Origin of the sequence: Thalassospira mesophila (assembly GCF_002115755.1) — a bacterium.
GTDB classification, from domain to species: domain Bacteria; phylum Pseudomonadota; class Alphaproteobacteria; order Rhodospirillales; family Thalassospiraceae; genus Thalassospira; species Thalassospira mesophila.
Window position 1 is genome coordinate 40,648 of record NZ_JFKA01000016.1, and the last position, 20,504, is coordinate 61,151.

At 53.9% G+C, this 20,504-nt stretch carries 18 protein-coding genes; 8 read left to right on the plus strand and 10 right to left on the minus strand.

Annotation, left to right across the window (positions count from 1 at the left end; all coding sequences use genetic code 11):
• Positions 1 to 21: 21 nt before the first annotated feature.
• Positions 22 to 945 (minus strand): LysR family transcriptional regulator, encoded by a 924-nt coding sequence (locus tag TMES_RS20625; protein WP_085586126.1) that lies wholly within the window; start codon positions 943 to 945, stop codon positions 22 to 24.
• A 328-nt stretch (positions 946 to 1,273) separates the two neighbouring features.
• On the opposite strand from TMES_RS20625, the gene TMES_RS20630 reads away from it, so the two are divergent.
• From TMES_RS20630 to TMES_RS20655, 6 genes are read left to right on the plus strand one after another with little or no spacing between them, the layout of a single operon-like run.
• Positions 1,274 to 2,482: an ABC transporter substrate-binding protein gene (locus TMES_RS20630; RefSeq protein ID WP_085586128.1), complete on the plus strand. Its 1,209-nt coding sequence runs from the start codon at positions 1,274 to 1,276 to the stop codon at positions 2,480 to 2,482.
• 37 nt (positions 2,483 to 2,519) lie between these two features.
• The gene (locus tag TMES_RS20635) at positions 2,520 to 3,290 is read left to right on the plus strand and encodes an ABC transporter ATP-binding protein (protein WP_085586130.1); all 771 of its coding nucleotides are present in this window, start codon (positions 2,520 to 2,522) and stop codon (positions 3,288 to 3,290) included.
• Positions 3,283 to 3,993 carry an ABC transporter ATP-binding protein gene (locus TMES_RS20640; protein WP_085586132.1) on the plus strand — a complete coding sequence of 237 codons (711 nt, stop codon included), beginning with the start codon at positions 3,283 to 3,285 and terminating at the stop codon, positions 3,991 to 3,993. The genes TMES_RS20635 and TMES_RS20640 overlap by 8 nt, the downstream gene beginning before the upstream one ends.
• A gap of 11 nt (positions 3,994 to 4,004) precedes the next feature.
• Entirely contained in the window at positions 4,005 to 4,886 is an 882-nt protein-coding gene (locus TMES_RS20645) for a branched-chain amino acid ABC transporter permease (protein ID WP_425444068.1), read from the plus strand.
• Position 4,887: 1 nt separating this feature from the next.
• The gene (locus TMES_RS20650) at positions 4,888 to 5,874 is read left to right on the plus strand and encodes a branched-chain amino acid ABC transporter permease (RefSeq protein WP_143589759.1); all 987 of its coding nucleotides are present in this window, start codon (positions 4,888 to 4,890) and stop codon (positions 5,872 to 5,874) included.
• Between the two features lie 12 nt (positions 5,875 to 5,886).
• Positions 5,887 to 7,488, plus strand: a complete 1,602-nt coding sequence (locus TMES_RS20655; RefSeq protein ID WP_085586137.1) for a GMC family oxidoreductase — start codon at positions 5,887 to 5,889, stop codon at positions 7,486 to 7,488.
• A gap of 76 nt (positions 7,489 to 7,564) precedes the next feature.
• On the opposite strand, the gene deoA is transcribed toward TMES_RS20655, so the two are convergent.
• The 7 genes from deoA to TMES_RS20690 all read right to left on the minus strand — a co-directional run bounded on the left by deoA (position 7,565) and on the right by TMES_RS20690 (position 14,983).
• Entirely contained in the window at positions 7,565 to 8,911 is a 1,347-nt protein-coding gene (gene deoA / locus TMES_RS20660) for a thymidine phosphorylase (protein WP_085586139.1), read from the minus strand.
• An 88-nt stretch (positions 8,912 to 8,999) separates the two neighbouring features.
• Positions 9,000 to 9,806: a purine-nucleoside phosphorylase gene (locus tag TMES_RS20665; protein ID WP_085586141.1), complete on the minus strand. Its 807-nt coding sequence runs from the start codon at positions 9,804 to 9,806 to the stop codon at positions 9,000 to 9,002.
• The gene (cdd, locus tag TMES_RS20670) at positions 9,803 to 10,240 is read right to left on the minus strand and encodes a cytidine deaminase (RefSeq protein WP_085586143.1); all 438 of its coding nucleotides are present in this window, start codon (positions 10,238 to 10,240) and stop codon (positions 9,803 to 9,805) included. The genes TMES_RS20665 and cdd overlap by 4 nt, the downstream gene beginning before the upstream one ends.
• A gap of 42 nt (positions 10,241 to 10,282) precedes the next feature.
• Positions 10,283 to 11,254 (minus strand): ABC transporter permease, encoded by a 972-nt coding sequence (locus TMES_RS20675; protein WP_085586145.1) that lies wholly within the window; start codon positions 11,252 to 11,254, stop codon positions 10,283 to 10,285.
• Positions 11,254 to 12,372 (minus strand): ABC transporter permease, encoded by a 1,119-nt coding sequence (locus TMES_RS20680; RefSeq protein WP_085586147.1) that lies wholly within the window; start codon positions 12,370 to 12,372, stop codon positions 11,254 to 11,256. The genes TMES_RS20675 and TMES_RS20680 overlap by 1 nt, the downstream gene beginning before the upstream one ends.
• Entirely contained in the window at positions 12,369 to 13,961 is a 1,593-nt protein-coding gene (locus TMES_RS20685; protein ID WP_245835535.1) for an ABC transporter ATP-binding protein, read from the minus strand. Before TMES_RS20685 ends, TMES_RS20680 begins: the two co-directional genes overlap by 4 nt.
• A gap of 26 nt (positions 13,962 to 13,987) precedes the next feature.
• Entirely contained in the window at positions 13,988 to 14,983 is a 996-nt protein-coding gene (locus TMES_RS20690) for a BMP family lipoprotein (protein ID WP_085586149.1), read from the minus strand.
• Between the two features lie 641 nt (positions 14,984 to 15,624).
• On the opposite strand from TMES_RS20690, the gene TMES_RS20695 reads away from it, so the two are divergent.
• Together TMES_RS20695 and TMES_RS20700 are read left to right on the plus strand one after the other, a co-directional pair.
• Positions 15,625 to 17,220, plus strand: a complete 1,596-nt coding sequence (locus TMES_RS20695; RefSeq protein ID WP_085586151.1) for a bifunctional metallophosphatase/5'-nucleotidase — start codon at positions 15,625 to 15,627, stop codon at positions 17,218 to 17,220.
• 198 nt (positions 17,221 to 17,418) lie between these two features.
• Entirely contained in the window at positions 17,419 to 18,366 is a 948-nt protein-coding gene (locus tag TMES_RS20700; protein ID WP_085586153.1) for a PfkB family carbohydrate kinase, read from the plus strand.
• Positions 18,367 to 18,410: 44 nt separating this feature from the next.
• Here TMES_RS20700 and TMES_RS20705 read toward each other — a convergent pair whose 3' ends face one another.
• Complete coding sequence (locus tag TMES_RS20705; RefSeq protein ID WP_085586155.1) at positions 18,411 to 19,271, minus strand: type 1 glutamine amidotransferase; 861 nt, start codon at positions 19,269 to 19,271, stop codon at positions 18,411 to 18,413.
• Between the two features lie 43 nt (positions 19,272 to 19,314).
• Positions 19,315 to 20,484: an iron-containing alcohol dehydrogenase gene (locus tag TMES_RS20710; protein ID WP_085586157.1), complete on the minus strand. Its 1,170-nt coding sequence runs from the start codon at positions 20,482 to 20,484 to the stop codon at positions 19,315 to 19,317.
• Positions 20,485 to 20,504: the final 20 nt, after the last annotated feature.

Below are 20,504 nucleotides of genomic sequence, written 5' to 3' on the forward strand. Positions count from 1 at the left end.
CGCGCCAAAGGTTGAATGGTTCTAAAATTCCACGGCAGCAGGCATGTGGGCCGCCGTTAATAAATCCCTGGCGGCGAGGGTTTCTTCGCGGATAAAATCGGCCAGCAATCGAATCCGCGCCACATTGATCATGTCGCTATGGCAGACCATCCAGTAATCGCGCATGATTTTAACCGTTGCTGGCAGGACGGGCACCAGATCATCAAATTCAACCGCCATAAAATAGGGCAAAATACACAAGCCAAAACCAGCCCGTGTTGCCTTTAACTGGGCAAAGACGCTGGAACTTTGATACCCCGCCCGCAACCCTGGCAATAATTCACCCAGATAGTTCAATTCCTGAGTGAAAATCATGTCTTCAATATAGCCAACAAAGGGATGCGTGGCCAATTGTGCCCGTTCGGTTATGGCCTCATGCTCGGCCAGATATTGCCGGGATCCATAAACGTATAGCGCGTAACTTGATATTTTTTCACGGTGATAAGACCCGGTTTTGGGGGTGTTTAACGCCACCGAAATATCGGCCTCGCGCCGCGAAAGCGAAACGATTTGCTGAATATTGACCATTTCAATCGCCAGGCTGGGGTGGCGTTTGGCAAATAACGGCAATTTTTCACCAATAAAAAAATTACCGAATCCTTCCGGCACACTAAACCGCACCACACCACTAAGCGCAAATGACCCGGTTCCGACTTCCCCTAAAAGCTTGTCGGCTTCCTGCGCCATCATTTCGGCGGGGCCCATTAACCGTGTACCAAGGGGGGTTAAAACATACCCACGCGGGTTACGCTCAAACAGCTTTGCGCCCAAACGCTGCTCTAACCGGTCTATTCTGCGGGCAACCGTAACATGGCTGGTGCGCAAACGGCGTGCTGCGGCCGATAGCTGACCATCGCGGGCAACCGCCAAAAAATACTGTAAATCGTCCCACGAAAAATTATGCATCCGCACCTTCTGTTCATTTTTGTACAGATAATGTCCAAAATTATATATTTGTTGACGTTTTCGTCAATGTTAGCGTTCATATCGAACAACAAAACAATAAGTTCGCTTGCCGGTGGCACCGCGCAGGAGGACAGTATCAGGGCATCGAAACTTTCCGGTGCGTTACAAAAACAAAAAAGTACACAGCACAGTGTATTTCTATCCGTCACCTGTGTTCCGTCGCTGTCTTTTGGCACACGGTTAAAACAGATTTCGGGAAACAGGAACGTCACCCGCCAGTCAACATGATTGGCGGTAACAATATGGTTCAGTTAGGGAGGAACCTCAGATGAAGAAACTCGCGATGGCATCCGTTGCCGTCATGGCGGCCGCTGCTGCATTTCCGGCATATGCGGCTGGCATTTCCGACGATATCGTTAAAATCGGCATTCTCAACGACCAGTCCGGCGTCTATGCCGACTTTGGCGGCAAATGGTCTTATGAAGCGGCCAAAATGGCTGTCGAAGATTTTGGTGGTACGGTTCTCGATAAAAAGATCGAAGTCATCACGGCTGATCATCAGAACAAGCCTGATGTTGCCGCCAACATTGCCCGTCAATGGTATGACGAAGACAAGGTTGACGCCATCATGGAACTGACCACGTCGTCAGTTGCACTGGCGGTTCAGGGTATTTCCAAGGAAAAGAAAAAGATCGACATCGTTACCGGTGCGGCAACAACCGCCCTTACCGGTGATCAATGCTCGCCTTACGGTTTTCATTGGGCCTATGACACCCACGCTCTGGCCGTTGGTACCGGCGGTGCGCTGGTCGAAAACGGCGGCGACACCTGGTACTTCCTGACCGCCGATTATGCCTTTGGCTATTCGCTGGAAGAACAGACCTCGAAATTTGTCACCGACAATGGCGGCAAGGTTCTGGGGTCGGTGCGTCATCCGCTTTCGAGCACCGACTTCTCGTCTTTCCTGCTTCAGGCGCAGGCTTCAGGTGCCAAGGTCATCGGTTTGGCTGACGCCGGGCTTGATACCGCCAATGCCATCAAACAGGCATCGGAATTTGGCATCGTTCAGGGCGGTCAACGCCTTGCTGCCTTGTTGTTTACCCTGTCCGAAGTTCATGGTCTGGGTGCCGAAGCTGCACAGGGGCTGTCGCTGACCGAAGGGTTCTATTGGGACCGCAACGACGAATCACGTGAATTTGGCAAGCGCTTCCATGACCGTACCGGTCGTATGCCCAACATGATTCAGGCTGGCACCTATTCGGCTGTGTTGCAGTACCTCAAAGCAATCAAGAAAGTCGGCACCGACGAAACCGAAGCCGTTTCCAAGGCCCTGCATGAAATGCCGGTTAATGACGTTTTTGCCCATAACGGCAAAGTCGGCGCCAATGGCCGCATGATTTACGACATGTATCTGATGGAAGTGAAAAAGCCGTCCGAAATGAAGGGCGACTGGGATTATTACAACGTTCTTGCCACCGTTCCGGGTGACAAAGCGTTTATCAAACCATCCGAAAGCGGCTGCGCGCTGGCGCAGTAAAAACATGATGGCAACCGGAGAACGTCAAAATCCCGGTATGTCGCAAAACGCGAACGAGGCACGAGTGGTTCTTTCCGCTCGTGACCTCCGCCGCGATTTTGGTGGCTTTACCGCGGTCAACAATGTCAACCTTGACGTACATCACGCCAAGGTGCATGCGCTGATCGGCCCGAATGGCGCAGGCAAAACCACTGTTTTCAACCTGTTAACAAAGTTTCTTCAACCCACCAGCGGCACGATTACGCTGTTGGGCCAGGATATTACCAAAACGTCCCCTGCCCGTGTCGCACGTATGGGGCTTGTGCGGTCGTTTCAGATTTCGGCTGTTTTTCCCCATCTGACGGTTCTGGAAAATGTGCGTGTTGCCTTGCAACGGCCGGGCGGGCTGGCCGTTCAGTTCTGGCGCTCGATGAATACTCTGGACCGCTTGAACGACCGGGCGATTGAACTTTTGAAATCTGTCGGGCTGGAAAAAGACATCGACAGTTACGCCGCCGATTTGTCCTATGGGCGCAAACGTGTGCTGGAAATTGCGACCACCCTGTCGCTTGACCCCAAGGTATTGCTGCTTGACGAACCGATGGCGGGCATGGGGCAGGAAGATGTCGGCCGTGTCGCCGAAATCATTCGCGAAGTCGCACGAACCCGTGCCGTCCTGATGGTGGAACATAACCTTACGGTGGTGGCCGATCTGTGTGATCACATTACCGTTCTTCAGCGCGGTGAAATACTGGCCGAAGGCAATTATGACACGGTTAGCACCGATGAACGCGTAAGAATTGCCTATATGGGGACGGATGATGACTGACAAAGATATCCTTCTGTCCGTCAAGGATCTTAATGCATGGTACGACGAAAGCCATGTTTTGCACGGCGTTAACCTTAATGTCCGGCGCGGCGAAACCGTAACCATTTTAGGACGCAACGGGGTGGGCAAAACCACGACCCTGCGTTCGATCGTCGGCATATTGCGCAAGCGCACTGGCGAAATTGAATTTAACGGTCATAACCTGATGCGCCTGCCCTTGCACAAAACCGCAAAAACAGGCCTGGGGTTTGTGCCCGAGGAACGGGGTATATTTTCAACCCTCAGCGTTGAAGAAAACCTGATGCTGCCGCCCAAAGTATCTGATAGCGGCATGAGCATCGAGGAAATATACGACCTGTTTCCCAATCTTTATGAGCGTAAAACCAGTTCGGGCACCAAACTTTCGGGCGGGGAACAACAGATGCTGGCCATGGCGCGCATGTTGCGCATTGGCGTTGACATGCTGTTGCTTGATGAACCCACCGAAGGGCTGGCCCCGGTTATTATCCAGCGCATTGGCGAAGTTTTACAGACCCTTAAACAGCGCGGCATGACCATTTTGCTGATCGAACAGAATTTTCGTTTCGCCAGCAAGATCGCCGACCGGTTCTATCTGATGGAACATGGTCTGGTATCGGCTGGTTTTGACGCCAGCGAACTGCCCGACCGCATGGATATGCTGCACGAGGTTCTAGGAGTTTAAACGCCGTGATCATGATATTTGGAATTCCCATTCAGGCGTTTCTGGGACAATTGCTGATCGGGCTGATCAATGGCTCGTTCTATGCAATGCTCAGCCTTGGCCTGGCGATTATTTTCGGTTTGCTGCGCGTCATCAATTTTGCCCATGGTGCCCAATATATGATGGGTGCTTTTGCCGGCATGTTGTTGCTGACCTGGTTTGGCGTCAATTACTGGCTTGCCCTTATTCTCGCCCCTGTCGTTGTCGGTATCACCGGCATCATCGTCGAACGTTTTGCCCTGCGCCGCCTGTATGAACTCGACCATCTTTATGGTCTGCTATTTACCTTTGGTCTGGCGCTGGTGATTGAAGGAACGTTCCGGTATTTTTACGGCTCGTCCGGGCAACCCTATGCCACCCCCAAGCTGCTCAGCGGCGGGGTAAATCTTGGTTTCATGTATTTGCCGATCTATCGGGGCTGGGTTGTTATCGCATCGATGATTGTGTGTATCGGTACGTGGCTTCTTATCGAGAAAACCCGTCTTGGTGCCTATTTGCGTGCCGCCACCGAAAACCCGATCCTGGTGCAGTCTTTTGGCATCAATGTCCCGCTTTTGCTAACCCTTACATACGGTTTGGGCTCGGGCCTTGCGGCCCTGGCCGGAATCATGGCCGCCCCGATCTATCAGGTTAGTCCGCTTATGGGCTCCAATCTGATCATTGTGGTGTTTGCCATTGTCGTGGTTGGCGGCATGGGGTCGATCATGGGGGCAATTGTCACCGGCTATGCCTTGGGCATCATCGAAGGCCTAACCAAGGTCTTTTACCCCGAAGCCTCAAATATCGTGATCTTTGTCATCATGGCACTGGTTCTTCTGGTCCGGCCTGCCGGTCTTTTTGGTCGGGATGCGTGATATGAAAACATCTTCCATGACATCCACTGCAACCACCAGCACCGGTACCCGTATTCAGCTAATCTTGCTGGTTCTGGCTTTGCTCGGGTTAATCATTGCGCCCTTCACCTTCTATCCTATTTTTCTGATGAAGGTTCTGTGCTTTGCCCTGTTTGCCTGCGCCTTTAACCTGTTGCTGGGCTATACCGGTCTCTTGTCATTCGGCCATGCCGCATTTTTTGGCGGGGCTTCCTATTTCACGGCTTACGCCGTCAAGGAATGGGGCGTTCCGCCCGAAATTGGCATTCTGCTGGGGGTGATTGGCGCGGCCTTTCTTGGGCTGATCATGGGCATTTTCGCCATTCGCCGACAGGGCATCTATTTCGCCATGGTCACACTGGCACTGGCACAGATGTTTTATTTCTTCTGCCTGCAAGCCGAATTTACCCATGGTGAAGACGGGCTGCAAGGTGTGCCCCGTGGCCATTTACTGGGCTTTATCGACCTGAACCAACCGCTAAACATGTATTTCTTTGTGCTGGCGATTTTCCTCATTGGCATTTTTGCCATCTGGCGCATCGTGCATTCGCCCTTTGGCATGATCCTTAAATCCATCCGCGAAAACGAAGACCGGGCCATTTCCCTTGGCTATTCGGTGAGCCGTTACAAACTGGGGGCCTTTGTCATGTCAGCCGCCCTTGCCGGCTTGGCGGGTGGGACCAAAACCCTGGTGTTTCAGTTTGCCACGCTGACCGACGTTGCCTGGCAAATGTCGGGGGAAGTGATCCTGATGACGCTTCTGGGCGGCATTGGCACCATTTTTGGTCCTATTTTTGGTGCCGGATTTGTTGTGACACTGCAAAACTATCTGGCAGCATCGGCGTTTCCGGTAACGGTCCTGACCGGGTTGATCTTTATGATCTGCGTGCTGGTATTTCGTCGCGGCATCATTGGCGAGTTTAACGCATCACGTCTGGGTGCCCGCCTTGGTTTGCGGACAAAGCAGTAAGGTCGCCGGTTCATGAGTGAAGAAACATTCGACTATATCGTCGTCGGCGCAGGTTCGGCGGGCTGTACGCTCGCCAACCGCCTGTCCGAAATTGGCAGTGCCAGCACCTTGCTGTTAGAAGCCGGTGGCAAGGACCGCCATCCGTGGATCCACATCCCGGTGGGCTATCTTTACTGTATTGGCAACCCCAAGGTTGACTGGTGCTTTAAAACCGAAAACGAGGCCGGTTTAAACGGGCGGTCGCTTTCGTACCCGCGCGGCAAGGTTTTGGGCGGCTGTTCGTCGATCAATGGCATGATTTACATGCGCGGTCAGGCCACAGATTATGACCAGTGGCGTCAGGCCGGGTGCCAGGGCTGGGGCTGGAATGACGTGTTACCCCTGTTTAAAAAGTCGGAAGACTATTATCAGGGCAAGGACGACATGCACGGCGCAGGCGGTGAATGGCGCGTCGAAGAAGCCCGCCTGCACTGGGATATTCTTGATGCCTTTCAGGATGCCGCCGCACAGGCCGGATTTGCCAAGATTGATGATTTCAACCGCGGCAATAACGAGGGATCGAGCTATTTCAAGGTTAACCAGCGCCGCGGCATTCGCTGGAACACCGCCAAGGCCTTTCTGCGCCCTGCCCTTGACCGGCCCAATTTGCACCTGCAAACTCATGCGCAGGTTCGTCGGCTGATTATCGAAGACGGCCGCGCGGTTGGGGTGGAATTTGATCATCACGGCACCATCCGCACCGTGCGGGCGCGGCGTGAAATCATATTATCTGCCGGGTCAGTCGGATCCCCCCATATTCTGGAACTGTCAGGCATTGGCCGGGGCGATGTTTTACAAAAAGCAGGCATCGCCGTTACCCATGAAAACAAATCGGTCGGTGAAAACCTGCAAGACCATTTGCAATTGCGCTGTGCCTATAAGGTCGAAAACATCAAAACCCTGAACGAACAGGCAAATTCCCTGTTTGGCAAGGCATCCATCGCGCTGGAATATCTGGTCAAACAATCCGGCCCGATGTCGATGGCACCCAGCCAGCTTGGCATGTTTACCCGGTCGTCAACGGCCTATGACATGCCCAATTTGCAATATCATGTGCAACCGCTTTCACTTGATAAATTTGGCGACAGCGTTCACCCCTTCCCGGCCTTTACTGCCAGTGTGTGCAACCTGCGCCCCGAAAGCCGCGGTTCCATTCATTTGACCAACCCGGATTTCAAAAAACAACCCGCCATCGCGCCCAATTACCTGAGTGCGGAAGCCGATCGCCAGGTTGCGGTTGATGCCATTCGCCAAACCCGGCGGATCGCATCACAAAAGGCACTTCAGCCCTATAACCCGCAGGAATTCAAACCCGGACCGGTTTATGAAACCGAGGATGATTTAATCCGTGCGGCGGGCGACATTGGCACCACCATTTTCCATCCGGTGGGCACCTGCCGCATGGGGATTGACCACGATGCCGTGGTTGACCCGGCATTGAAGTTCAATGGCATTGCCGGGCTGCGTGTGGCCGATGCGTCGATCATGCCAACCATTGTGTCGGGCAATACCAATTCCCCAACCATCATGATTGCCGAAAAGGCTGCACAGCTGATCAAGGCTGACGCGGCCTGAATAAACGGTGATATCAAAACCAAGGGCCGGACAAATTTTGTCCGGCCCTTTTGTTTTGTCGATCCGTATTTCAGGATTAATCGGCGTTGCGCTTGGCAACAATGCGTTCGCGTACAGCACCGGCAGTACCAGTTTGGGCAACCTCGCCCTCGCCAATCACAATGGCCTCACGCAGCATTTTTTCGGCCACGCGCAACTGGTTTTCATCGCGGGTATACGCCACACATAACGGCGATGCGGCCGATACCGTTTGCCCAACCCGAACAAAGTCGGTGAACCCAACCGCATGATCAATTTCCTGATCGGCCCGGGTCCGCCCGCCTTTAAGGGCGACCAGCGCCAAACCAACCTTGCGCGCATCCATCGACAAAATACGCCCGGTTTTTGTCGCCGAAATTTCAGCAACCATCGGTGCCGCTTCCTGATATTTGCCAATATTTTCGACAAAATCGCCCGGCCCGCCAAGGGCCCCGACCATGCGCGAAAACACCTCGGCCGCGCGGCCCGATGACAGGGCGGCCGATGCCTTTTGCAAGCCATCGCCCACGTCATCGGCAATGCCGGTTAACCCCAGCATTTCGGCCGCCAGCGCCAGTGTCACATCATAAACACGCTGTTCCTGATTTTTACCGGTCAGAAAATCGACTGCTTCTTTCATCTCCAGCGCATTGCCAACCGTTTCACCCAGCACCTGGTCCATGTCGGTCAAAAGGGCTGTGGTTGGCACGCCATTGCGCGTTGCCACCTCGGTGATGCTTTCGGCCAGTTCACGGGCGCGGTCATATTCATTCATGAATGCGCCAGAGCCAAATTTGACATCCATCACCAGCGCATCAAGCCCCGCCGCCAGTTTTTTTGACAAGATTGACGCCGTAATAAGCGGGATGGATTCCACCGTCGCCGTAACATCGCGAATGCCATAAAACCTTTTGTCCGCCGGGGCCAAATCGGCGGTCTGGCCAATAATCGCGCAGCCAACCTCGCGCGTGACCTTGGCAAATTCAGCCAGGTCCGGTGCCGTGCGATAACCCGGTATCGAATCAAATTTATCAAGCGTCCCGCCGGTATGGCCCAACCCCCGGCCCGAAATCATCGGAACATACGCGCCGCAGGCGGCCACAATCGGGCCAAGCATCAGGCTGACCTTGTCGCCAACACCACCAGTCGAATGTTTATCGACCACGGGCCCGTTTTCCAGCCCCAGTTTTTTCCAGTCCAGCACCGTGCCGGAATCGCGCATATTGCGCGTCAATGCGGCACGTTCGTCCATTGTCATGCCCTGAAAAAACACAGCCATGGCAAAGGCGGCAACCTGCCCTTCGCTAATAGAAAAATCAGCGATCCCGTTGACAAAAAAGGCAATTTCATCTTCGCTTAAAACGTCACCCTGACGTTTGCGACGAATAATTTCCTGCGGCAGCATTTTTTTCCCCTGCTCGGCAGTTGATTAAAAAGTCAAGGCGGACACCTAAATGCTGCCCGCCCCAAAACCCGGTTATAGCAGGCTGTTGTTACTGGCTTTGGGCAAAGTAACGCAGCAAAATGCGGATCAGATTTGCCGATCCTTCTTTCGCCATTTCCAGTGTTTGTTCGTGGCTAAGGGCTGTTGCACTCATACCGGCGGCCAGATTGGTAATGTTGGAAACAGCGGCAACCCGGAAACCAAGACGCCGTGCTAAAATATTTTCCGGCACGGTTGACATACCAACCGCGTCGGCCCCCATCACCCGCAATGCCCGAATTTCGGCAGGCGTTTCAAAGCTGGGGCCGGTACACCAGACGTATGTTCCTTCAAACAGGGCAATGCCCAGCTCTGCCGCGGTATGATGCAGCCCTGCCCCTATTTCCGGGTCATAGGGCGCGTTCATATCCACAAAGCGATCTGCACCGTGATAACCAATCAACGGATTGGGGCCAAACAGGCTGATATGATCGGTTATCAGCATCAGGTTGCCAGGGCCTGCTTCGGCGACCAAAGAACCCGCCGCATTGGTTAAAATCAGGCGATCAGCACCCAGCTTGCGTAAAACTTCCAACGGTTCCGCCATCAGGTCTGACCGGCCATGTTCGTAATAATGCGCGCGGCCCTGCATTACCGCAACCGATACAGCCCCAATACGGCCCAGCACCAGTTGCCCGCCATGCCCGACCACAGTTGGTTTGGGAAAACCCGGCAAATCGGCATAGTCAATGGTAATGGCATCGCTGACCGCATCAACAACACCGCCCAGCCCGCTGCCCAGAACCAGCGCGACATCAACGCTAAAACCGGGGGCTTTTTGGGCGATAACAGCAAGGGCAGCATCGATATTGCTCATGACAGGTTCTCCGGCCCGAAGGAATGCGGGATAAGCTCTTCGCGGGTTAATGTCAGCAGGGTTTTTCCGGCTTCGTTAATCACAAAAATGTTGCCATCCGGGCCGGTAAATTCGCGAATTTTCTGGCGGCAGCCACCACACGGCGTACAGGCAACATCGCCACTGCCCACCACCACAATCTCGCTAATCTTGCGTTCACCAGCCAAAACCATCGCCGAAATGGCCCCGCCTTCGGCACAAACGCCTTCAGGATAGGCCGCATTTTCAACGTTGCAGCCCGCAATAATCACGCCATTTTCGGTGCGCAATGCCGCACCGACCAGAAATTTGGAATAAGGCGCATAGGCATTTTTGCGCGCCGCTTGCGCCGCAACAACCAGATCATGGGGTGCCATCAATTTTTCAGCACTCTGAACCGCGCTATTTTCAGTCATTCATTCATCCAATCGGGGCATATCCCCGCCAACTTGAAAATTTTAACGTTCCTTGACGTAAGGACGCCCCAATGATTTAGGCGCAACTGCACGGCCAATAAAGCCCGCCAGCAAAATCACCGTCAGGATATAGGGCAGCGCCTGCACCAGTTGTACCGGAACCTCGCCAATACCGGGCAAGATAACGCCCTGAAGACGGGTCGCCGCCGCATCGAGAAAGCCAAACAAAATGCAGGCAAACATGGCGGGAAACGGCCGCCACTTGCCAAACACCATGGCGGCAAGCGCGATATAACCCTTGCCCGCTGTCATGTCGGACAAAAACGAAGCCCCCTGTGCGGTCGAAAGATAAGCCCCGGAAATACCAACAAGGAAACCACTGCACAAAACCGATTTATATCGCATGCCAACCACGCTGATACCGGCTGTATCAACCGCACCGGGGTTTTCCCCCACAGCACGTAACCGCAAACCAAACCGGGTACGATACAAAACCCACCACGATGCCGGAACCGCCAGAAACGCCACATAAACCAGAATATTATGGCCACTGATCAATTCGGAATAAAGCGAACCTAATATCGGCACATTGGCAACGGCATCAGCGCCAGGCAAGGTGATGGGTTGAAACCGGGCCGAATGGTCCAGCGCCGGGGTTTTGCCACCCTGTGCAAATAACGCAATCCCGACCAAAGCAGTTAAGCCTGACATCAGAATATTAATCGCCATGCCCGACACAACCTGATTGCCCTTATGGGTGATACAGGCAAAACCATGCAGCAACGACAGGCCCATCGTGGTTAGAACAGCGGCACCAAGGCCCAACCAGTGACTGTTGGTGTAATAGGCGACACAGGCCGCCGAAAACGCCCCACCCAGCATCATGCCTTCAAGGGCCAGGTTAATGGTCCCCGCCCGTTCGGAAAACATCCCGGCAAGGGCGGCAAGAATAAGCGGCGTGGAGGTCCGCATTGTTGCATCAAGCAACAAAACGATCATTTGAAAATTATCCATCACGCGGCCTCCTGCGTTTTCTGGCGTAAACGCCATGCCGTGTAGATTTTGGTCACACGCGGGCGGAACATGTGTTCCAGCGCCCCGGTACACAAAATAACCAACCCCTGAATAACCACGACCATATCGTTGGTGATGGTTGGAATTTCAAACGAAAGCTCCGCCCCGCCCTGATACAGCATCCCAAACAGCAAGGCCGAGAGGAAAATGCCAAACGGGTGATTGCGCCCCATCAGGGCCACCGCAATGCCGACAAAGCCGTATCCGGCAGTAAAGTCGATCAAAAGGCGATGCTGAACGCCCATGACTTCATTCAGCGCCATAAAGCCCGACAGCGCCCCGGAAATCATCATCGCCATGATGATATAACGGCCCGGTTCGATCCCGGCGAAGGTCGCGGCTGCCGCATTGGCCCCGACGGTGCGAATGGCATAGCCCCAGCGCGTATGCCAGATAAACAGCCACACCAGAACGCAACACACCAGCGCATAGACAAATGACAGGTTTAACGGGCTGCTGGCCATGTCAATGCCAAACCACGCCGCCATATTGTGAATATAGGGAAGTGTCAGATTTTCATCGATGGCGGCACTTTCGGGCGTCATCGAGCCTTGCGGGCGCAACACATTAACCAGCAAATACACCATCAAGGACGATGCAATAAAGTTGAACATGATGGTGGTGATCACCACATGCGAACCGCGCCGTGCCTGCAAATATGCCGGAATATAGGCCCATGCGGCCCCGAACAGGGCAGCAGCAAGAATGGCAACCACCAGCATCACCGGAAACGGCAACCAGTTCAGATACAGGGCTGCAAGTGTGACCCCCAACCCGCCCACATAGGCTTGGCCTTCAACACCAATGTTAAAAAGCCCGGCATGAAACGCCACAGCAAAGGCCAGCCCGGTAAAGATGAAGTTGGTGGTGTAATAAAGGGTATAGCCCACCGCCTCTTCATAGCCGAACGCGCCATACAGCATAATCCGAACCACTTCGGTCGGGTTTTCGCCAATGGCCATCACGACCAGCCCGGAAATCAGAAAGGCCAGCACCAAATTCATCAAGGGCAAAACGCCAACATCGATCCAGCGCGGAAGTTGAATGCTATCACTCATTTACCGACCTCCGCCTCTGCCTGTTTCGGGTCCACACCCGCCATCATCAGGCCCAGAACCCGTTCGTTTGCATCTGCGGCATTCACTTCACCCACTATAAAGCCATCGCACATCACCAAAATACGATCCGACAGTGACATGATTTCATCAAGTTCGACCGATACCAGCAATACAGCCTTGCCAGCGTCGCGCATGGCAACAATGCGTTTATGAATAAACTCGATCGCGCCAATATCGACACCGCGTGTGGGTTGCCCCACCAGCAGCAAATCCGGGTCGCGCATCATTTCACGCGCCAAAATCAGTTTTTGCTGGTTCCCGCCCGAAAAATTGGCCGCCTTTAAATGCGGGTCTGCCGGGCGCACATCAAATTCTTCCATCATGTGGCGGGTGGCATCGGCCACCTTGCCCCAGTCCAGCAACAGCCCGTTCTGATAGGCCTTGTCATCCTGATAGCCCAGAATGGCGGCTTCTTCGGCAGAAAAATTCGTTACCATTGCCATGCGATGGCGATCTTCGGGGACATGGGCAACACCGCGCTGGCGCAGCTCTGCCGGGCCAACACCGCGGCCCGGTGTCACATCCTGACCATTCAATATAACCTGGCCTTCCGATACCGCACGGATCCCGCCCAAGGCTTCCAAAAGTTCGCTTTGGCCATTGCCCGAAACACCGGCAATGCCGACAATTTCGCCTGCCCGCACGGTAAAGCTGGCATTTTTAACCTTGCGTACACCGGTGCTGGTATCAACGCACAAGTTATCGACCTGCAAAACCGTTGAGTGCGGATTAGCCACACCTTTTTCCAGTCGCAACAACACCTTGCGGCCAACCATTAATTCAGAAAGTTCTTCCGGGCTGGTTTGCGCCGTATGCCGGTGCGCCACCATTTCACCCTGCCGCATCACCGAAACATTGTCGGTCGCGGCCATAATTTCACGCAATTTATGCGTAATCAGCACCACGGTTTTACCCTGCTGTTTCAAGGTGCCCAGAATACGGAACAAATGGTCCGCTTCCTGTGGTGTTAAAACGCCAGTGGGTTCATCAAGGATAAGAATTTCGGCCCCGCGATACAGGGCCTTCAAAATTTCAACGCGCTGCTGCAACCCGACCGACAATTCGCCGACAATGGCGTCGGGGTCGATATCAAGGGAGTATTCACGTTCCAGACGGCGCAATTCTTCGCGGGCCTTGTCCACGCCTTCGCGCAACACAGCACCGCCTTCAACGCCCAGTATCACGTTTTCCAGCACACTAAACGGTTCAACCAGCATGAAATGCTGATGCACCATGCCGATGCCCACGGCAATGGCGTCTTCCGACCCGTTAATGTTGCAAAGCTTCCCGTCAACGTGAATGGTGCCTGAATCGGCCTGATAAAAACCGTACAGGATGCTCATCAACGTTGATTTGCCAGCACCGTTTTCCCCGACAATGCCGTGGATGGTGCCTTTTTCTACTTTCAAATCAATTGAATTATTGGCGTGAACCGCACCAAACCGCTTATCAATTCCACGCAGTTCAATGGCGGGCGGCACGGTACCGGTTGCCCCGGTACCGTGCGCTGTATGTATCGTATCCGACACGTCAAATCCCCGATTGTCTTAACGACTTACATCGGGCAGGCGCTGTCAGTCATGTAATCATGAACCTTCAGCGAGCCGTCGATGATTTCTGCTTTCGCCTTGGCAACGGCGGCTTTCATGTCGTCGGTGATCAGCTTCTCGTTATTTTCATCGAGAGCCCAGGCAACGCCATCTTCCTTCAGGCCCAAAATGCTGGTGCCCGAATGCCACTTGCCGTTCGCGGCATCGGAAAATGCCTGATAAACGGCAACGTCAACACGCTTGAGCATTGAAGTTAAAACCGATCCCGGATGCAATGCATTCTGGTTTGAATCCACACCAATACCAAGTTTACCTGCATCAGCAGCCGCCTGCAGCACACCAACGCCAGTGCCACCAGCAGCATGGTAAATAACGTCTGCGCCCCGGTCGAACTGCGACTTGGCCAACTCACCGCCCTTAACCGGGTCATTCCAGGCTGCACCGGTGGTGCCGGTCATGTTCTGGAATACTTCGGTGTCGCTATTGGCATATTTAACGCCCTGGGCGTACCCGCAGGAAAATTTGTGGATCAGCGGAATATCCATGCCACCAACAAAACCGACCTTGTGGGTCTTGGATGCCATTGCTGCTAACACACCAACCAGGAACGATCCTTCCTGTTCCTTGAACAGGATCGACTGGACGTTCGGCAGATCAACAACCGAGTCAACAATCGCAAAATTGGTATCAGGAAATTCAGCCGCAACTTTTTCAAGGGCGCTTGCCTGCGAGAAACCGATAACAACAATCGGGTTCATGCCGCGGCGCGCAAAGTTACGCATAGCCTGTTCACGCTGGGAATCGTTCTGGATTTCAAAGTCGCGATACGCGGTGCCGGTATCTTCTTTGTATTTCTCAGCACCCATATGGGCACTCTGGTTAAATGAACGGTCAAATTTGCCGCCCATATCGTAAACAACCGCCGGCTTGATTTCGGCAGCCGAAGCTACCGTAGCATAGCATGCGACAGCCGCGACCATTGTGGTCAGAAGCTTTTTCATTCCGAAGCCCTTCTGTTGCTTGATTGTCTTATTTTAATTCCCGCCAGTGCCCTTGACGGCGGAACTCCCTCATCGAAAAACTTTGCCCGCCTCTTTACGATTTATCCGGTGCAAATTGTGCTTTTCCCCATTTAAACCCGATACGAACAACATATGGTAACTACAAAATATAGCCCTGTGTAAATAGGCGAGGAACATTATCAGGTATTAAAGCTGTCCGTTTGGTCAGAGAGCGCCCGAAAAGATGTTCGCTTTGCCCTGCCCTATCAGTGATTTCCCTTACATTGCCCCCTTTAACGAGCAGCAAAATAAAATTCAAGAAATTTAGCTAGACTTTGGCTGACACCGCTTCAATGCCACCACGAAATATGCACGCGCGCTGCAACCCTTATTGTTCAGCCCCCTGTCGATTCCTTTTTGGCAACGTCAAAAGCCCTGTTTGTTGCTCAATGCCAACATCATACCACCCCAGTCATGCCTTTCATAACCGCAAGTTTCCACGCCGTTTGTGTCATCAAACCTGCCCCCGCAAGTCTTAACCATAGTTTCGTTCGACATTCGGGCATGCGCGATTACGATATCGGACTTGATATTTAAAAACCTTCACCGAAGTTTTTATGCAATTTGACCGGAGCAAACACATGAAACGGATAACGTTGGGCCTGCTCGCCGCCTGTTCAATGCTAACCCTTGGCACCGCGCCCGCGCTTGCTGATTATCAATTGCGCATTTTGCATACCAACGACGTTCACGACCGGGTCGAATCCGTTACCAAATATAACAACAGCTGCGATACCAAGGGCGAAGCCGACGGCAAATGTTTTGGCGGCTATGCCCGCCTGACAACGGCGGTGCGCGATGCGCGCGCGCAGGGTGGTAACGTTGTGTTGCTTGATGGCGGCGACCAGTTTCAGGGATCGCTGTTTTACACAACCTATAAAGGCGATTTCACCGCCGAACTGATGGCTATGGCGGGCTATGACGCCATGGCGATTGGCAACCATGAATTTGACGATGGCCCGCAAAACCTGGTCCGTTTCATTGAAAATAACAAAATACCGGTTTTATCCGCCAACCTGATGGCCGGTCCCGGTTCCCCGCTGCATGACAAGGTTAAGGCCTATACCGTACTCAATGTTGGCGGCCAAAAAATTGGCGTTATCGGGCTTACGACCGAGGAAACACCGGAAATAAGCTCAATCGGGCCGGATGTCAGCTTTATGAAATCCGAAGAGGCGCTGCGCATTGCCGTTGCCAAACTGAAACTTGAAGGTATCAACAAAATCATCGTTGTCGGCCATGACGGGTCCTATCGCGATTTTGAAATTGCCCGAAAGGTTGATGGCATTGACGTGATTGTCGGTGGTCATGACCATTTGCTGTTTTCCAACACCGACAAACATGCCGCCTATCCCTATCCGGTTGTTGAACACAGCCCGAACGGCGACCCGGTCCTGATTGTGCAGGCCTATGCCTATAGCCGCTATCTTGGCGATTTGCAGGTGACCTTTGATGACGATGGCACACCCGTTAAATGGGCAGGAGATCCGATCATGCTTGATAGCAGCATCAAACCGGCACCCGATGTATTGGCCGCTATTGATGCCAAAAGGGCCCCCGTTGATGCCATTCGCAGCCAAATTGTTGGTGAATTTAACACCCCCGCAGACGGGTCACACGAAAGTTGCCGGGCAAAGGAATGTGCCATGGGCGACCTTGTTGCCGATGCCATGCTGGTCAAGGCAGGGGCTGATTACCAGATCGCCATTCAAAATGGCGGTGGTATTCGTGCCAGCATCGACGAAGGCCAGGTTGATATGGGCGAAGTGATGACGGTTTTGCCGTTTCAGAACACGCTGGCAACCTTTAAACTTTCCGGCAAAGACATTGTTGCCGCGCTCGAACATGGTGTTTCCGGGGTGGCCGAAGGCAAAGGGCAGTTTCCGCAAGTGGCGGGTTTGCGGTTCGACCTTGACCTTGCGGCGGGTGACGGTGCACGGGTGTCAAACGTGATGGTTCTAGAAAACGGCAGTTACAGCGCCATTAATCCCGACACGCTATATGGCGTTGTCTCGAACGACTTTATGCGTCGGGGCGGCGATGGTTATGTTCTGTTTCGCGATAACGCTGTTGATGCCTATGATTACGGCCCCAATCTGGAACAGGCGGTGGCGGAATATATCGCCGCACACTCCCCCATGGCACCCGCGACACAGGGCCGTATCAACCTGAAATAATAATTCCTGCCGGTTTTATACTGGCATGATGGCAACGGCAACAGGGGGCTTCTCCGGTTTTGTATCCGCGCGCAGTTTTCTTGTGGGCCTTTCCCTTGCCAGCCTGCAAACAGATGACTATCAATCATTTGAACTTCGACCTTCAAATCGGCCATCCACCGTGCCATTTTTCATAACCCTGTTTCAAAGTCGCCCCAAATGTCCCTGCCCGCCAATATCCTGTGTCTGGGTGCTGCCCATTTTGACAGAACCATGCAATGCCTGAACCCGTTTGTGCCTGCGGCATCTAACCCGGTTAAAACGTTGCATCGTAAACCGGGCGGTGTTGGCCGCAACATTGCCGTTCATTTACGCCTTTTGGGGTGCAATGTTGGCATGGCCGGGGCGGTCGGCCGCGATGGTGACGGCAGCCAGATTGTACAGTCGCTGTCTGAAATTGGCATAGATACCCGCCTGTTAGATCGCCTGCCCGGCCAGCATACGCCGGGCTATACCGCGATCCTTGATATGGAAGGCGATTTGGCGCTGGGCCTGATCGATGCGGAAACCTATGAAAAACTGACACCCGATCATTTTGAGAGCCGCCTGTCGCAGCTTAAACAATGGGATTTTTGGGTGGCCGATGCCAACCTGCCCGCCGAAACATTGCTGTGGCTAAGCCGCAACAAGGGGGCCGTGCCCCTGTGTGCCGCAACGGTTTCGCCGTCAAAGGCAATACGTTGGAAAGATATTATCGGCGATGTTGATTTACTGATCGCCAACCGCATTGAAAGCCAGATTTTGACCGATCAGGCTGTGGGGTCTATCGAAGATGCCCTCGATGCGGCCAAAACATTGCAAGACAAAGGCACGCCCCGGGTTATTATTACCCTTGGTGCGCAAGGCATTGTTGCGTTGAACAAAGGGGATGCGTCCTTTTGGGCCCCCTTGCCTACCCGCCTTGTTGATGCCAATGGCGCGGGCGATGCCTTTTTTGCCGGTTTTACTGCCGCCTTTGCCACCAATCACCACGATTTTGATGCGGCCATCGCCCAAGGCTTGGCAATGGCCAGCCTGACGGCTGAAACACATGGCACCACGGTGTGGGATCTGGATGCAAAAATTGTACAGGAACGAACGAAACAGGCCGTAAAACAGGTTTTATAGCAAAAACAACAGTCCTGCGGCTAGCAAGGTTGGCCCGGCTGCGCTTACCGGCGTTGCGCAACATAAGGGCGGACCAAATGCTCCAGCCAGTTGCGCAATTCAATTAACCGCGACGAGGGTTGTAAAACATCCTCACTCACCCCGTATCGCCACGCCAGATCGTGGCGGTCTGTGTCTTTATCCAGAACAAACCATTCGGCAGCCATGGCGTCCAGGGCTTGCTGGTTTTCAAATAACCCGGCATCAATCAAGCGTTGTCCGTAACGGCGAAAAATGGCTGCCAGTTCCGCCAGTGAATATTCCGGGTGATATTGCACCCCCCAGAAACGATATTGCGATGTTTCCATCACAAAGGCCTGAATGGCGGAATGGCGATTTCCCGCCAGCACAACCGCCCCTTCGGGCACCGATGAAACCTCGTCCATATGTACGGTCATTGCGCTGTAACACGCGGAGCGCCCCTTGAATAACCAATGATCCTTGCCCGCGTCATTTAACAATATTTCACGACCAATGCCAATTTCACGGCCTTTTTCACACGGGCGTACGGTCCCGCCAAAGGCATGGGCAACTATTTGCATGCCCCAGCAACTGCCAAAAACCGGCACACCCGATTCCACACTCGCGCGTGCCAGTGGCACCTGGTTGGTCACCGCCGCCTCGCCCGAATAGGCATTCAGGGCAGAGCCCGTCCAGGCGATACCGTCAAAATCGGCCAAGGTAACGCCAGCGGGCAAACAATCGGGCCCATCATCAGCAGGCCGCACGATGGTGGCGTCAATTTCGGGATCAAGCGACCTCAGGGCGGCAACATAGCCATCCCCGGACGGCGAGCCGCCCAGCGATTTGTTAAGCTGGTTAACCGCCGCCAGGTTGCCATCGACAACCAGTATTTTTAAGGCCATAGCATGTCCCCCGATCCCGAAATTTCTGATCTGTGGTGTTTAATCAGCCAAGTTCGCCCGCGCAGGCACGGCGATAGATCGCGGCGTAGTCCGCCACCGACAAATCAACCGGATTCCCGCCGTCTGACGGGTCTGCCTTGGCCTTTGTCGCCACCTCGTCGGCACGATCAGCATCAACACCAATTTCGGCCAGCGTATTGACAATGCCAAGGCGCGCGCGAAAACCCAGAACCCAGTCAAACATGCTTTCAAAACCGGGGGCGGCGATATTAAGCACCCGGCCCAGCATCACCATTTTTTCATCAATCACCTTGCGGTTGGCCCGCATGACATAGGGCATCAAAATCGCGTTGGTCAGACCGTGATGGGTATCAAAAATCGCGCCAATCGGGTGGGCCAGCGCATGAACGCCCCCCAATCCTTTTTGAAAGGCCGTGGCCCCCATCGATGCGGCGGCCAGCATATCGGCCCGGGCCTCGATATCATTGCCATTATCATAGGCACACGGCAAAGCATCGGCGATCAGGCGCATGCCTTCAAGGGCGATGCCATCCGCCATCGGGTGATAGCCCGGCGCGCAAAAGGCTTCAAAACAATGCACAAAGGCATCAACACCGGTTGCCGCTGTAATGTGTGCGGGCAAGCCAACGGTCAGCTCCGGGTCGGAAATAACGATACCGGGCAGCATTTTGGGGTGAAAAATGATTTTCTTTTCGTGGGTGCCTTCATTGGTAATGACACTGGCACGCCCGACTTCGGACCCGGTGCCTGATGTTGTCGGCACCGCCACAATCGGCGCCACGCCGTCAGCGTTTACCCGGGTCCAGTTATCGCCAACATCTTCAAAATCCCACATCGGCCGGGTTTGCCCGGCCATCAGGGCAACGGCCTTTGCCGCATCCAGCCCCGATCCACCGCCAAAGGCAATAACACCGTCATGACCACCGGCGCGATAAACCGCCACACCATCATCAACATTTTTGCCAACCGGGTTGCCTTTAACCCCGGCAAACAGGCCGGTCGGCAAACCGGCGGCTGCGTTCGCAGCAATGGCATTGCGCACCATCGGCAAGTCTTTCAGGCCCTCATCGGTAATCAGCAATGGTTTGCTCATGCCCAATGCCTTGCAGGCATCGGCCAGCTCGGCGATACGTCCCGGTCCAAAACGCACGGGGGTCGGGTAGTTCCAGTTTCCGGTAATCTGTTTGCTCATGGTCATTTCCTTTGGCGCAA